14 protein-coding genes are annotated in these 14,937 nt (G+C 38.7%); 6 read left to right on the top strand and 8 right to left on the bottom strand.

Annotated elements, in window-relative coordinates; all coding sequences use genetic code 11:
- A partial coding sequence (locus tag FD29_RS11490) for a zinc ribbon domain-containing protein (protein WP_162253418.1) occupies nt 1–198 on the top strand: 198 nt, incomplete at its 5' end.
- Nucleotides 199–389: 191 nt separating this feature from the next.
- Here FD29_RS11490 and FD29_RS04945 read toward each other — a convergent pair.
- The 5 genes from FD29_RS04945 to FD29_RS04925 form a co-directional block, all read right to left on the bottom strand.
- Nucleotides 390–2,642, bottom strand: a complete 2,253-nt coding sequence (locus FD29_RS04945) for a hypothetical protein (RefSeq protein ID WP_057887853.1) — start codon at nt 2,640–2,642, stop codon at nt 390–392.
- 140 nt (nt 2,643–2,782) lie between these two features.
- Nucleotides 2,783–3,724 (bottom strand): metal ABC transporter solute-binding protein, Zn/Mn family, encoded by a 942-nt coding sequence (locus tag FD29_RS04940; protein WP_057887852.1) that lies wholly within the window; start codon nt 3,722–3,724, stop codon nt 2,783–2,785.
- Nucleotides 3,721–4,572, bottom strand: coding sequence for a metal ABC transporter permease (locus FD29_RS04935; RefSeq protein WP_057887851.1), 852 nt, complete (start codon nt 4,570–4,572; stop codon nt 3,721–3,723). The genes FD29_RS04940 and FD29_RS04935 overlap by 4 nt, the downstream gene beginning before the upstream one ends.
- Nucleotides 4,569–5,312, bottom strand: coding sequence for a metal ABC transporter ATP-binding protein (locus tag FD29_RS04930; protein ID WP_057887850.1), 744 nt, complete (start codon nt 5,310–5,312; stop codon nt 4,569–4,571). The genes FD29_RS04935 and FD29_RS04930 overlap by 4 nt, the downstream gene beginning before the upstream one ends.
- Before the next feature lie 249 nt (nt 5,313–5,561).
- The gene (locus tag FD29_RS04925; protein WP_057887849.1) at nt 5,562–7,883 is read right to left on the bottom strand and encodes an ABC transporter ATP-binding protein/permease; all 2,322 of its coding nucleotides are present in this window, start codon (nt 7,881–7,883) and stop codon (nt 5,562–5,564) included.
- Between the two features lie 152 nt (nt 7,884–8,035).
- On the opposite strand from FD29_RS04925, the gene FD29_RS04920 reads away from it, so the two are divergent.
- The gene (locus FD29_RS04920) at nt 8,036–8,596 is read left to right on the top strand and encodes a TetR/AcrR family transcriptional regulator (RefSeq protein ID WP_057887848.1); all 561 of its coding nucleotides are present in this window, start codon (nt 8,036–8,038) and stop codon (nt 8,594–8,596) included.
- Between the two features lie 46 nt (nt 8,597–8,642).
- Here FD29_RS04920 and FD29_RS04915 read toward each other — a convergent pair whose 3' ends face one another.
- Nucleotides 8,643–9,686, bottom strand: coding sequence for an alpha/beta hydrolase fold domain-containing protein (locus tag FD29_RS04915; RefSeq protein ID WP_057887847.1), 1,044 nt, complete (start codon nt 9,684–9,686; stop codon nt 8,643–8,645).
- A 186-nt stretch (nt 9,687–9,872) separates the two neighbouring features.
- Between FD29_RS04915 and FD29_RS04910 the strand changes: the two genes are divergently transcribed.
- The 3 genes from FD29_RS04910 (at nt 9,873) to FD29_RS04900 (ending at nt 12,546) form a co-directional block, all read left to right on the top strand.
- Complete coding sequence (locus FD29_RS04910; protein ID WP_057887846.1) at nt 9,873–10,850, top strand: ROK family protein; 978 nt, start codon at nt 9,873–9,875, stop codon at nt 10,848–10,850.
- 67 nt (nt 10,851–10,917) lie between these two features.
- Complete coding sequence (locus tag FD29_RS04905; protein ID WP_057887845.1) at nt 10,918–11,727, top strand: Cof-type HAD-IIB family hydrolase; 810 nt, start codon at nt 10,918–10,920, stop codon at nt 11,725–11,727.
- An 18-nt stretch (nt 11,728–11,745) separates the two neighbouring features.
- Entirely contained in the window at nt 11,746–12,546 is an 801-nt protein-coding gene (locus FD29_RS04900; RefSeq protein WP_057887844.1) for a Cof-type HAD-IIB family hydrolase, read from the top strand.
- Nucleotides 12,547–12,726: 180 nt separating this feature from the next.
- Here FD29_RS04900 and FD29_RS04895 read toward each other — a convergent pair whose 3' ends face one another.
- Together FD29_RS04895 and FD29_RS04890 are read right to left on the bottom strand one after the other, a co-directional pair.
- Nucleotides 12,727–13,335 carry a sugar O-acetyltransferase gene (locus FD29_RS04895; protein ID WP_057887843.1) on the bottom strand — a complete coding sequence of 203 codons (609 nt, stop codon included), beginning with the start codon at nt 13,333–13,335 and terminating at the stop codon, nt 12,727–12,729.
- Between the two features lie 17 nt (nt 13,336–13,352).
- Nucleotides 13,353–13,922, bottom strand: a complete 570-nt coding sequence (locus FD29_RS04890) for a cob(I)yrinic acid a,c-diamide adenosyltransferase (RefSeq protein ID WP_057887842.1) — start codon at nt 13,920–13,922, stop codon at nt 13,353–13,355.
- Between the two features lie 144 nt (nt 13,923–14,066).
- On the opposite strand from FD29_RS04890, the gene FD29_RS04885 reads away from it, so the two are divergent.
- Complete coding sequence (locus FD29_RS04885) at nt 14,067–14,786, top strand: MIP/aquaporin family protein (protein ID WP_057887841.1); 720 nt, start codon at nt 14,067–14,069, stop codon at nt 14,784–14,786.
- The last annotated feature ends 151 nt before the right edge of the window (nt 14,787–14,937 follow it).

The following is a 14,937-nucleotide window of genomic DNA, read 5'->3' as shown; positions in this document are numbered from 1 at the left end:
TTATATGGTAGAAAATTTTTGACTATAGATCCAAAAAACACCACCCAAACATGTTCAAATTGCGGACACATTTTGAGTGGTGCTGACAAATTGACTCTAGCCGACAGACAATGGACTTGTCCAGTCTGTCACAAACATCACATTAGGGATTATAATGCGGCTATCAATATTCTAAATAAAGGATTAGCAAAACAATAGGAATATAAAGTCCGTTTGGCAACTTGCGGACTAAAAAGGCATTGGTAATTAGCGTGTAAGACATAGCATCTTCGGATGGTACGCAGTGCTGTATCTATGCAAATTGTAGCTAATAAACAGAGAGCTTGTTTATTACTTACAAGCCACGGACTTTAGTCCGTGGTAGTTGACTTACAATTATTCTAGTAAAACTAAACTGTATCACTCAACGTCCAGTTCACCTTTCCACTGTACGCACCTTCTGATGACATCCCATCAGAGCGAAGCATTAATCCTTCAGAATCATTCCATAATTTACCGATATTCGTTTCCTGTTCGCCACTTTGGGTTTTCAAACCACTGGCAATCGGTAAGAAAGAATTTCCACTGATGTTTTGTTCCAAACCGTTGGCCGATCGATAAATCATATTTCCATTGAAGCGAGTGTTTTTGTCATTATAGAGTCCGCTATTTTGGGCTGACAAAGTCCAAGGCGAGGTAGTTCCGTCTTCACGCATATCTGTCACAGTAATATTCCATAAACCTTTGCGCGGAATAAGCATCGATTGCGAGAATTGATTGATACTGCCAAAAGAGTAATCTTCAACTTTCAAGGTCAGACCGCCCTTTTTTGCAATCGTAACTGTTTGCGTAGCTGATCTATTGCCATTGCCATCTTTGACATAAACTTCCAATGTATTAGAATCCTCTGTCAAATCTGCCGCTGAGACATTGAAATTCAATTTTCCACTGGCCGAATTATTATTCAAAGCATCGTTCATTTTAAAGCTTGGCAAATCTTTCCCATTGAGTTTTTGATAAACAGTAATATCTGAGTTATCAACGGTTGAATTATCTACATAATTGACCGTACCAGTGATGTTGGCGTCTTTATTAGGACTCACCGAAATGTTATTTTGGTCCAAAGTTAAGTTGATCGGTTTACTTTTCTTGATAACAAAAGAGTCCATATCCACATCCTTGATCAACGTGGCACTGTCAATTCTAGAACGTGTTGCTGGCACTGTCGTGTCGCTGTCGACATTATTAGCTACACCGTAGATAGTAATCGTTGCCGTCTTTAACGTATCCTTGGTTAAACTCTTCCCCAAAGTGTGACGAAGGACTGTCTTGTTAGTTCTCTCATCTATCGTAAAGTCGGAATTCTTAATTGGTTCAGTCGTTCCATCCGCATAAGTTACTTTACCGATCACATTATCCGCATCTGGTGTGTAAGTAACATTCGTTGGCAAATTCAAATTAGTGACGATGCCTTTCCAATCATCATTACCGGTATTATATTTCAAGTTATAGTTGAAAGCTAATTGGTCATTCGAATTAACGGCATTATCGTCATCGTCAACCGTTTTATTCTGACTGAGATCCTTGATATCAGCACTAGTTTCGCCTTCTACTTGTGAAGGAATCGACTCGAACGCTACCAAATTAGGTTCATAATTGTCCCCGGTTGAAGCCGTAAAGCCCCAATAAAGTTTCTTATCAGCTATATTGTCAGGTCCACCAAATTCTGAAGATTGAATATGATTATCGACTCCGGTGACACCTATTTGTTTAGCACCAGTGACAGGATCCTTATCGTTAAAATTGTAATGAATCTGGAAAAGCATTGGATCCCAAACAATCGTCAAATGGTGCCACTTTCCATCGTGCAATGATACATTTTGAAAATCAGAATGTGCCATTGTAAAATAATTACCTTTATCAGTATCAAAGATTCCGCCGCTTAGGTAATGGTCTTGGTAATTAGCACTTTCACTAGGATGCCCAAAAGCTATGTGCTCCCCAGAACGGTCATCATCAAAGCCACTTGCGCCACCGGGTTTTGCCTTATTGATATAGGTATCAAATTCTAATGCCCAGCTATTTTGAATAGCCGTTGCAGCTATCACATCTGGTTTCGAGACCGTTTTATCATTATCAAGTCCCCAAACGCCAAGCGATTGACCTGAACCGATCGTACTACCCTTATGAGCGATTGCATCGGTTTTGTCTCGAGATTTATGAACGACAAACGCCATTCCATCCCCAAATTCACTGCCATCCGCATGCTTTGAAGGCCCAAAATAAAGCCACATTGACATCGTCTGACGCTTAGTAATATCAATATAGTTATTGTCTAAATTAGACCAAATGGCACCAATTTCTCCTTTATATTGGGTCATTCGAATAGCCTTCATTGGCAGACCACGTTTCATTTCTGCAGAATTACCATTCTCATCTTCCAATTCTGCTCTGTTTCCTAATTTAACATTCGTATAGCCACTCAGATCGGGAGCAGTAAACATATTTGGATCCAAACCTAGATTACTGGGAGCGTCCGCTAGTCCGGCCTTTTTTTCATTTATCGCATCAGTTGCACTGGCACTGACCGATATTGTCGTCGAAATATTCAAAAGAACCAAAATTAAAATCGCGACATTTATAAAAATTAACTTTCCCCACAAAGTTAGCCTTCTGTTCAATTCCTACCACCTTTAATAACCCTTCAAATATATTATTCTTTATAATTGTATTATATTATAAATTGAACCTTTATTTAATCACAAAAAAATTCCTATCAGTAATAATAACTGACAGGAATTTTTTATTTCAAACCTTTATAAATCTGCTCAATATTCCATTTCATCATTGAATAATACGTATCGCCCTTAGCACCTTTTTTGGCCAAAGAATCGGTAAACACTTTGGAATAAATATCCAGACCAGTCTCTTTAGCAACTTTATCCATCGATTTGGCGGAAACAGACGACTCTACAAAGAGATGTTTAACTTCTGAATCATTGATCTTTGCGATAACCTTTTTCATCTGTTCCGGCGTCCCTTGGGCTTCAGTGTTAATTTCCCAAATATACGCTGGTGTGACGTGATAAGCATCTGCAAAGTATTTGAACGCCCCTTCTGAGGTTATCAAGACACGCTGAGCTTGTGGGATTTCCAAATATTTCGACTGAGCTTCAACGTGCAATTTTCGTAATTTAGCTACATACGCATCCGCGTTCGCCTGATAAAAGGTGGCATTTCGAGGATCTTTCTGTTTTAAAACTTCCGTGATCGTCTCAACGTATTTTATGCCATTTTCCAAGTCTAACCAAGCGTGGGGATCGTCTTCTTTGACATTAGTTGTCAGTTGTTTGGCTTTGACATCTTTACTGGCCGCGAAAACTTCCCGATTGAATTTTTTGTGTGAAGTTTCTACTAGTTTAGTAAACCAACCATTGCCACCAGTCTCTAAATTCAAACCATTATAAAACATGACATCCGCCTCATTTGCTTCTGAAACATCACTCGGTTGGGGTTCATATTCATGTGGATCAGTCCCACGTTTAACAATACTGTAAAGATGAATGCGATCTTTACCAACATTTTGAACCATATCTTCCAAAATTGAATTGGTCGTTACAACTCGCAACTTTTCTGTACTGTCAGCTGAACGTGTTTTAACAGTATTAGCTCGTTGCTGCAAGAACAAATGCATCCCACCAATCAGGGCAAACACTGCTACCACAGTCGTAAGAATCTTTTTCATTGGGTCACACTCCTTTTTAATTTAAAGAAGTTTTGTTTAGGCGCTCCAATAAAAGAGATAGCAAACATTGCTGCAGCAACGATCACAATCGCTGGTCCCGATGCCCAATTGAATGTGTAGCTAAAGTACAAGCCAGTGATCGACGAGACAATTCCAAAACCGGCGGCTAAAAAGAGCATCGTGGAAAGTTTGTCAGTCCACAAGAATGCTGTTGCGGCCGGCGTGATCAACATTGCCACCACTAAAATTATTCCCACCGTTTGCAATGCAGATACCGTTACCAAAGTTAAAACTAGCATCAAAGCATAGTGAATGATTTGAACATTCAATCCGTAAGTTTTGGCATAAGTTTCATCAAACGATGTGACCAACAATTCCTTGTAAAAAATAACTACGAACAAGATCACAATTCCTAACACAACTGTTGTCGTCATAATATCAGCATCACTGACGGCTAAAATATTACCGAACAAAATATGATGCAAGTTGCTAGAACTCTCAGCCATTGAAATCAAAATAAATCCCAAAGCATAAAAGGCACTGAAGACGACCCCAATCGACGTGTCGGTCTTGATCTTACTTTTCGAAGCCACGAATCCGATCAACAAGGCTGCCAAAATCCCAAAGACAGAAGCTCCTATCAAAATATTGATACCTAACATATAGGCCACAGCTACCCCAGGCAATACGGCATGGGAAATGGCATCTCCCATCAACGACATCCCACGTAAGATAATAAAACTGCCGATTATTCCTGACATGATTCCTACCATCACAGCTGTTATCAGCGCACTTTGTAGAAAATCGTATTTACCTAAAGCTACAAAAAAATCAATTATTGAATTCACGCTTGCACCCCCTCCTGTTTGGAAAACAGAACAGCTGAAAGGTCAGCACTAAAAGCTTTTTCCATATTTTGAGGATTATAGACTTGTTGTGTCGGTCCATAATCAACGATGCCATGATTCAAAATAACTAAATCATCAAAATAATTAGAAACCTTATTCAAGTCATGATGAATGACAATAATTGTCTTATTCTCATCCCGCCACTGTTTCAAAATCTTCATAATCGCCGTTTCGCTTTGAAGGTCAATCCCGACGAACGGTTCATCTAAGACGATGATCTCCGCTTGTTGTACGATTGCCCGAGCCACGAAGACCCGCTGCAACTGGCCACCGGATAGATTGCCGATTTGGCGCTTAGAAAAACTGCTCAGCGACACTTGTTCCAAAGCCTCTTTACTGGCTAATTTTTCGCGTTTACTAGGACTTTTAAAGAGCCCTAACTTTCCATATGTTCCGGTCAAAACTAGATCAAAAACATCAATTGGGAAAGTTAAATCTAATTCTTTTCTTTGTTCAACGTAAGCTATCTTTTTTTGAACTGATTTTATCGACTGTCCGTTGTAAGCAATCTCTCCAGATTCACGCTTGATCAAATTCATCATAGCCTTAATGAGTGTCGATTTACCTGCACCATTGGGTCCGATAATTCCAGTAATTTTGCCTGCGTTAAAGTTAACGGCAACATCAGAAAATACTGGTGTGTCATCGTAAGCAACAGTGAGGTTCTTAATTGTTAGCATAAGAGCCTCCTTTTTAACGGGATCAACCCCGCCATTACAGACAGCGTATCATATACATCATGAATCTTCAAACATTTTATTAGGCATGTCTAAAATTATTGTTAAACATGTTTTAACATTGGAAGATTTCAACTAACCAAAAATAAAATGGGTAATCACGATTTAATAAAATCATGATTACCCATTTATTTTTTTTAATACTACTTCTGTAAAGCAATAGAAAACCCATTAGTCTGGAATAAAATTATTTTATTCAGAACGTAAAGCTGTGGCAGCATCTTTCTTCGCAGCCATTCTAGCTGGAATATGTCCACCGATAACTGTTAATACGGTACTAATAATTATCAAGATCATCGCATGAACTGGATTCAACTGTGCGACGTTCTTCAAATCTGTCATATTTTGCAAAATAAGATTGATTGGGAACGTTGCCAGCCAAGCGATGATCACCCCAAGTAAGCCTGACGAAACACCCAAAATAGTTGTTTCTGCATCAAAGACTCGAGTGATATCTTTCTTTCTAGCTCCCAGAGCTTTAAGAATTCCGATTTCTTTAGTTCTTTCAAGCACTGAAGTGTAAGTGATGATAGCAATCATGATCATACTTGTTACCAGTGAAATTCCAGCAAAGGCAACCAATACATAAGTGATGGCATCCATCAGACCACCTGTTAGATCAGATACTTGACCAGCCAAATCAGTATAAACTACTTTATCAGCTGACTTCTTGTTCTTATTGTATTTATCCAAATACTTGAGAACTTTGTCTTTATTCTTAAAAGTGCTTGGATAGATCATGATACTTGAAGGCGTCTTTGAACCACCTAAGTAGCTAACTAATGTCTGTTTAGTTGCACTGTCGACATTAGCACCCGTCAAGACGTTTGAATCACTAGCCTTTTGAGCTTTAACGATATCTGAATTTTCATTCGTCTTGATGATATCTTGCGTCAATTTGTCACTGTAAGCAATTCCTGAAGCTAAGATATTCTCAGAAGATTTTGATTTTACCTTCATAATACCGGCAATCTTTACCGTCTTGTTGTCTGCGTTGTTGTAAAGTTGCGTCATATCTGAATTTGGTGCATATAAGTTATCAGATACTTTCTTATAGTAATCATTGTTAGCGACGATCTTGAATTCTTGACCAACTAACTTGTTAAAGTCGAGTTTTTGACCATCTTTAACATCGAGACCAAGGTTCTTTAAAGCGTTGATATTAGTTGAATTGTCGCGATCAACGATCAAAATGACATCATTTTCACTCTTAGGTGTCGTTCCGGCAATAACTTTATAGTGTTTCTTCAAAAAATTGATTCCATCGTGATCAGATGATGGATAGACTGAACCGCCAATACCAGTGGAAGATGCCATAGCAGCTGACATCCCACTTGCAGCATTAGAACTGTTGGTATTGGAGAATTGAGCGGTTTTAACTTTTCCATCCACCTTGCTCAACATGTTCATACCGGTTGAATAATTGTAAGTAATATCCTTACTCAATTCAGGGTCGAGATTTTTGATATAGTTCAAATAATTCTGATTCAATTTATTAGTATGAGTCATCTTTTCTTGTTGACTCAATTTGGCTGTGACCTTTTTGGAATTGGAATTCTTCACTGTTTCCGTAGGTTTAGTCTGCTTAGAAGCCACTTGTGAAATCGTCACTGGAAATTGGGCTAACGTATTGCTCTGTGTCTTGTCGATCTGCTTTTGGAAACCAGATGACAAAGCTAAAACGATGGCAATACTGATGATACCAATACTGGAAGCAAAAGCAGTCAAAGCAGTTCGTGCTTTTTTCGTCTTCAAATTAGTGAAGGATAATTTCAAAGCTGTCCAGAAAGTCATCTTCGTTTTCTTCAACTCAAAATTATCTTGGGAAGCATCCTCAACATAAGGATTCGAATCGTTCAAGATCTTACCGTCAGCAAAGTTGATGATTCGATCAGCATATTCTTTAGCCAAAGTTGGATTGTGCGTAACCATAATTACTAACCGTTCGGCTGACAACTCTTTGATCAGTTGCATGATCTCTTCACTGGTTTCAGTATCCAAGGCACCAGTCGGTTCATCACACAATAAGATCTCCGGATCATTAGCAATCGCTCTGGCAATCGCTACCCGTTGCAGTTGACCACCAGAAAGTTGGTTAGGACGTTTATTGATATGTGGACCTAAGCCAACTCGCTCCAAAGCTTCCTTAGCTTTTTGATGCTTTTCCTCATTACCAACGCCACTCAAGGTCATTCCCATTTCAACATTATCGAGAATGCTCAAATGGCCAATGATGTTGTAGCTTTGGAAAATAAAACCAACTGAATTATTACGATAAGCATCCCAATCAGCTTCGGTAAAATCCTTCGTTGATTTGCCATTGATAATTAAATCCCCTGAATCGTAAATATCCAAGCCACCGATACCATTGAGCATCGTAGTTTTACCTGAACCACTTGGACCCAAGATGGCAACAAATTCTTGTTTGCGAAAGGCTATCGAAACATCATCCAACGCCTTAGTAACTGAATCGCCAACATGGTAATACTTTTTAATATGTTTTAATTCCAGCAAATTTATTCTCCCGTTTTTCATTTTTCATAGATTATAACAAATTTTTTGTTAAACTAGCATTAATACAACACTATGTTTCATATAATAGAAAATTATTTTAAGATATTCAATCATCAATCTTAGACAATGTGTTGCACTTTTAAGGAGAAACTATGGTCGGAACGAAGAACAACAAACGTGCTCAACACACTAAAAAACTTATCAAAAAGACGGTCTTATCACTTTTACAACAAAAAAAGCTCGACACTATCACGGTCACTGAAGTCTGTCAAAAAGCTGCCGTCAATCGGACGACTTTTTATCGTTATTACAATGATGTCTACATGTGCGTCGATGCCATCGAAACAGAATTTTTGGAAAGTATCGATATTCCCGAAAACGCCTCACCCATCGAAGCATGGGAAAAAATGCTAGACGGTTTTTATCAACATCCCCAAATAAGCAATCTGGTTTTTGTCGAAGGCGATACACGATTGTTGGACCGACTACATTCCAGTATCGATCACTCTATTAAGCACCCTTCCACATTCAGTACTTATCAAGATACTTATATCATGTTAGGCATGCAAGGCATTCTGAAGCGCTGGGTCAAAGGTGGTATGAAAGAAACTCCAAAACAATTGACCAAAATAATTATTCGAATCATCTTTGCAGACGATATTCAAAAAGAAAAGGATCAGCTCTTTTTTAGAAAGAATTCTCAATTAAATTAAAAAAAGAGCTGCCCAATCGGACATCTCTTCAAAAATATTACTGTAATTATTCATTCAAGGCATTGGCACATTCATTCAAAGCATCTTCGACTGCTGGAATCTTGCCGACATAATTTAGATAAGCGTGAGCTAGTCCACCATACCTAATATATGTAGCCTCGCAACCTGCCATGCCAATTTTTTGGATGAAGGCTTCATCTTGAAGTCTAAATGGATCAAATTCGCCGGTCATGACCAAAACTTTTTTGAAGAACAATGGATCAGCGTACAGTGGCGAAATAATCGGTGCATCCAGTTGGATATTACGATAATCGATATAATAATCGGTCATGATCGTATCTAGTTGTTTAAATTGCGTATAATTGTTGTGCAGTGCACGTCTTTGATTGTCTTTGATAGGAATCAAACGGTCGTTCCACAGTGAACCATCATGATCGGATCCGTGAACTACAGTTGGATAAAACAATACGTGCTTGTAAATCTCACAGATACCCATCTGTTGACACAATTCACTAACACCCAAAGCGATCGAAGCTCCAGCTGAATCTCCAGATAAAGAAACTTCTGAATAGTGATTGTTGGCCTCGATCGTAACCGCTAAACTATCCTCTATTGCAGTTGGATATGGCTGTTCAGGGGCAATTCCGTAATCGACACTGTAGATCACGCCATTGAATTTTTCCGCTAAAAGCTGCAAGAATGGCAACGTATCTTCAGGCGAACCACCGTAATAAGCTCCACCATGCAAGTAAACTAAGGCTTTATTGGAAGTATCTTGACCCTTACGATAAATTTTGAGATAACGGACATGACGATTCGTTTCAGTGGTAAATTCATCTTTGACTACTACTCCTGGATACTTGTCTTGGGTAATGTCGTCATGATTATTGCCATCACGCAAACGGGTCAAGTCATTGGGCAAATTGGGCTCGTCGGGAAGAGTCTTCAAATGATCATAGATTATTGGTTCATAGGAATGAGCATCTACTCGATCCTTAACAATCATTTGAACATTTTTTAAATGGGGAATATCTACTGCACTCATTTGATTCAGTCGATTCAATTCAATATTATAATCATTTTTTAACATAACTATTACCATCCTTTTCCCAGACATAGCTAGCTTTAATTATTATTTCTAACAAATTCATTATACGTGATGTTTAAACATCTTCAATTTTAAATTATAATAAAATTCTTTATAAAAAATGAACAACATTTAATATTCAACCGAATATTATTAACTAAGATACTTAACCTAATGTGGAGGTGCATTTTGCAAATAGACAATAAATTATCACCCCGTCAACAAAATTTACAAACTATTTTAAACTTACTGGACGATCATCAAAAACTATCAGCTAAACAGTTGGCCAGTTTGACTGGATTAAGTATTGTCAGTATCAACAAATTACTCGATATTCTCGATTCCAAGTCCGATTTGATTGCTACTGAATTTTTAAATACTCGTGGTCGGCGCGCCAAAATTTATAAACTGAATTATCAAACTTTAAATCTGGGCGTCATTCAGTTGGTCGAAGATAATAACCAAATTAAAGCGACTTACTTTTTGACTAATCTTGCTGGCAAGGTTCAATTTCAACAATTTCACGATCAAGTCATCACTTCGCTTGAACAACTGACCGACTTCATTAAAGAACAAACTGCTAAACTCCAGCCACAAAAAATCATCATCGGCGTTCCCGGTGCTGAATTGGATGGTGCCTTACAGTTAAGCGATATCAAACCTTTACGTGGCGTTAATTTATCTGCTGCAGTAAAAGATGCTACTCAAATTGAAACAATAGTCATCAATGATGCCAATGCGGCCACTTTCGGAGCTGCTATCGAATTGAATGAAAATGACAATATTGCCGTAGGCATTTACTTTCCAAAAAGTTTCGGACCTGGCGTCGGCATTGTCATCAACAATCGTTTGATCAATGGTGCTGACGGTTTAGCTGGTGAAGTTGAATATGGTACCGTTGATCCTCAGTCAGATATTTCCCAACAGATCATTTCCCACGCACAAAATATCATCAGTCTCTTAGACCCTAACTTACTGATTATTTACGCCGAAAAATTATCTTTATCAAAACAACAACTTGATCAGATCAAACAGACTATTCAACAGAAGTTTCCTTTGCACAGTCAATATCATTTGGACTTTGAGCGTGATTTTGAAAAAGATTATCTCAAGGGACTCACAACTATCGGACGTAAATCGATTTTGACAAATTTAAGTATGACTTGAAAGCGTTTTATCAAATTGGTACAATAGTCTCATCTTAATTAACTAACTTAAAAAAGGGGAGACATTTATGATCAAATTAATTGCTCTAGATATTGATGACACACTATTGAATTCACAAAGTAAAATTACTGAGGCAACCAAACAAGCACTACAAAGGGCTTTACAACAAGAAATTAAAATTGTCCTCTGCTCCGGTCGTCCCTTAGCTGGAGTTACCCCCTACTTAAAACAACTTGGAATTTCTGGAGACGAACAATACGTCATCACTTATAATGGTGCCCTCGTTGAAACGGTGGCCGGCAAAGTATTGTCCAAAAATATATTAAACAATCAAGCTTACCGCCGCATCGTTAAATATATTGAAGACAAGCAACTGCAATATTACGTGCTCGATGACCAAAGCAATGTCTACACCTCAAATCGTGATATTAGCCGCATCGCTGTCGTACAAGCTTGGGAAAATTCAGCCGGGATCTTCGTACGTACACCTGATGAATTGCCAGCTGATTTTGACATCACTAAGGCAGCAATCGTTGGTGAAAAGGATACTTTGGACTCAGTTGAACAACCGGTCAAAGAACGATTTTCAAACGATTATTACGTCGTTCGAGCAGCTGATAATTTCTTAGAGATCATGCACCAAGACGTCAACAAAGGCAGCGGCCTAACTAAATTAACTAATATTTTAGGCATCGATCCTAGTGAAGTAATGGTCTTTGGCGATGAGCAAAATGACATCCCAATGTTCAAGTTTGCTGGTACTGCTGTGGCTATGGGCAATGGTTCCGACATTGCTAAGAGTCACGCCGACTACGTAACTGACACGAATAATAAAGATGGTATTGCCAAAGCTTTGAATAAATTACTTTTTAAATAATTTTAGGAGAAATTTATTATGACAATAAAATTAGTAGCGACTGATATGGATGGAACTTTTTTGGATGATGATAAAAACTTCGATCAAAAGAGATTTCAAAAAATCTACCAATACATGCAAGACCATGGCATCGTCTTTGTCTGTGCCAGTGGCAACCAATTCGATAAATTAAACAGTTTCTTTCCGAGATCAAAGTATCCAGAAACGCTATTTGTTGCGGAAAATGGGGCTTTGATTGCAGACCACCAAAAAATCTTTCGGGCCGATACTTTTGATCAAACCGTCGTTCAAAAAGCTCTGAACATACTCGAAAACACAGCTAACGTAAAATTGGTCCTGTGTGGTACAAAGTCAGCTTATATCAGAAACGACGTGACCAAAGATTTTTACGAATTGACTAAGCTCTATTGTCCTACTTTAGAGACTGTCAAAAGTTTCCAAGATATTGACGATGATATCTTAAAATTCTCCGTCAACTGCCCTATTGACCAAACTGAACTCTACATGGATAAATTGGCTCAAGCACTGGGTTCAGATGTGTCCATCGTTTCAAGCGGTCACGGAGACATCGACATCGTTCGCCACGACGTTAGCAAAGCCAACGGATTGCATTATTTAGCTAAAAAGTTTGCTATCGAACCTGCTGAGATGTGTGCTTTTGGAGATGGCGGCAACGATCTATCAATGTTAGAATACGTCGGCCACAGTGTTGCCATGGAAAATGGTACTGACATCGTTTTGCAAACTGCTGATTATCACACTATCAACAATAATGACCAAGGCGTCTTAAAACATCTTGAGGAACTCTTTGAACTCTAATGACTAGAAAGTAAAATAAACCCGATTAACTAGCAAAACACAGGAAGTTGGTTTGTTTTACTCGTTTTAAAAAACATAACATCAAGCATTGACGTAAATACCCTCTGATCCGTTGGATCAGAGGGTATTTTTATTAAGTCATATTTATTCACGAGAAATCGACAGTGAACCGATAACAAATTAATTTTCGTAATACTTTTGTTTTTCCAATTCCCAATACTTCTTATCTTCTTCATTGATCTTACGCAAAACTCGGCAAGGATTGCCCACTGCGATCACTCCGTCAGGGATATCTTTGGTCACAACTGCTCCAGAACCGATAACGACATTGCTACCAATAGTTACGCCAGGATTTATTACTACGTTGCCACCAACCCAGACGTCATCGCCGATCGTAATTGGTTTGCCATATTCAAAGGCTTCATTTCTGATCACGGCATCGATGGGATGTCCAGCTGTATAAAGACCTACTCGTGGTCCGAACAAAACATTGTTGCCGATCTTTACTTCAGCGATATCTAAAATAATCGTTTCGTAGTTAGCATAGAAGTTATCGCCAACTTCAGTGTTACATCCATAGTCAGTGTAGAAAGGTGGTTCTAAATATACTCCTTTGCCACTCTTCTTGAATAACTTCTTGATGATCTCATTTCGTTTGTCACGTTGGTCTTCAGTTGTGTGATTGAACTCTCTCACTAACTTTTTAGCACGTTTGAAATCAACTCTCAATTCATCATCGTGCGCAATATAGAGGTCTCCCGACAACATTTTTTCTTTTTCTGAACGCATAAAAATACTCCCTTATTTTATCTAAATACTGGTTTGCTGTTGCGGTACTGAATATCTTCAACACCATCCAAAACGTTGCTGTAACGTGCAGCCGCAAAGAAATAATCTGATAATCGATTGATGAACTTTAATACGAATTCATTGATTGGCTCCTCTTGCATCAAAGCCACAATTTCTCGTTCAGCTCGTCTAGTGACCGTACGTGCCATGTGTAAATTAGCGGCCGTTTTCGAACCACCGGGCAAAATAAACTTTTGAATTGCTGGAACTTTGGCGGAATAATCATCGATTTTTTTCTCTAACCAATCAACCGTTCCATTGTCTTCCTTAAAAATAAATTCGTGCTTTTTATCTGTCGGCGAAATAGCTAAGTCTGTTCCACAGTCAAAGAGTAATTGTTGAATCTCCTCCAATTCAGGTTTCAACACGTTAGTTTTATCTGATAAGTTGGCGATCACCACTCCGACAAGCGAATTTAATTCGTCAACGGTGCCGTAAGAATTGATTCGTGGTGCTGACTTGTACAAAACATCATTGCCAATAATTCTCGTCTTACCTTTGTCACCGGTTCTCGTATAAATCTTCATTGCTGATACTCCTTCATGAAAATAATTGTAAATTGATTGTCTCACAAATAATGCTTTTGTGAAGGTTATTCATGGTTTTATTGCCAGTAGCTGGGTATAATATTTTAGTATGTAAGCGTAGTCAAATAAATAGGAGAAAATATTATGCAAGATAGTTTAATACTACAATTGATTGGTGAATTCATCGGTACTTTCGTACTTGTTCTACTCGGTGACGGTGTTGTAGCAGCAGTCAGTTTAAAAAAATCTAAAGCTGAGGGAACTGGCTGGGTCGCTATTGCCTTAGGTTGGGGACTAGCTGTAACCATCGGTATATATTGTTCCGCTTTTCTAAGTCCAGCTCACCTTAATCCAGCTGTAACAGTTGGTATGGCCATTGCCGGCGTCTTCCCTTGGTCATCAGTTGTTCCTTACATCATCGCTCAAATCCTAGGAGCTATTGTCGGTGCCATAGTCGTTTGGATCAACTACTATCCACATTGGCAAGAAACTAAAGACTCCCAAGCAATTTTAGGCGTCTTTGCCACTGGTCCAGCTATTCGCAATTACTTCTTCAACTTTATCAGTGAGTTCATCGGAACTTTCGTACTTGTTTTCGCACTACTAGCCTTCACACGTGGTAAATTCACGCAAGGACTTAATCCCATCGTCGTTGGTCTTTTGATCACTGCCATTGGTTTCTCACTCGGTGGTACGACTGGTTATGCCATCAACCCTGCCCGAGATCTCGGTCCTAGAATTGCCCATCAAATTTTGCCAATTGCCAACAAAGGCACTTCTGACTGGTCATACAGTTGGGTCCCAATCGTAGGCCCCTTGGCTGGTGGTATCGTGGGTGCACTTTTATACCTGTTGATTCCCTAGAAAATGTTTGATTTTTAAGCATTAAAAAATCACCCTGATTCGCATACCGGATCTGAGGTGATTTTTTTATGGAAATAGCTAAACGGCTTGCTTCGCTCTCTATCTCCTACGATTAGTCAAGTGGATATATAGAAAATGAGAGTATTCTAAA

The sequence above is a fragment of the Companilactobacillus mindensis DSM 14500 genome (assembly GCF_001434275.1).
GTDB classification, from domain to species: domain Bacteria; phylum Bacillota; class Bacilli; order Lactobacillales; family Lactobacillaceae; genus Companilactobacillus; species Companilactobacillus mindensis.
Note: the sequence above shows the minus strand (reverse complement) of the source record. Positions and strands in the feature narration are given on the sequence as shown.

Bases quoted from the DNA above. Each gene is read 5' to 3' on its own strand.
- FD29_RS04940 (WP_057887852.1), bottom strand. From the start codon at position 3,724: ATGAAAAAGATTCTTACGACTGTGGTAGCAGTGTTTGCCCTGATTGGT.
- FD29_RS04930 (WP_057887850.1), bottom strand. From the start codon at position 5,312: ATGCTAACAATTAAGAACCTCACTGTTGCTTACGATGACACACCAGTA.
- FD29_RS04920 (WP_057887848.1), top strand. From the start codon at position 8,036: ATGGTCGGAACGAAGAACAACAAACGTGCTCAACACACTAAAAAACTT.
- FD29_RS04915 (WP_057887847.1), bottom strand. From the start codon at position 9,686: ATGTTAAAAAATGATTATAATATTGAATTGAATCGACTGAATCAAATG.
- FD29_RS04905 (WP_057887845.1), top strand. From the start codon at position 10,918: ATGATCAAATTAATTGCTCTAGATATTGATGACACACTATTGAATTCA.
- FD29_RS04900 (WP_057887844.1), top strand. From the start codon at position 11,746: ATGACAATAAAATTAGTAGCGACTGATATGGATGGAACTTTTTTGGAT.
- FD29_RS04895 (WP_057887843.1), bottom strand. From the start codon at position 13,335: ATGCGTTCAGAAAAAGAAAAAATGTTGTCGGGAGACCTCTATATTGCG.
- FD29_RS04890 (WP_057887842.1), bottom strand. From the start codon at position 13,922: ATGAAGATTTATACGAGAACCGGTGACAAAGGTAAGACGAGAATTATT.
- FD29_RS04885 (WP_057887841.1), top strand. From the start codon at position 14,067: ATGCAAGATAGTTTAATACTACAATTGATTGGTGAATTCATCGGTACT.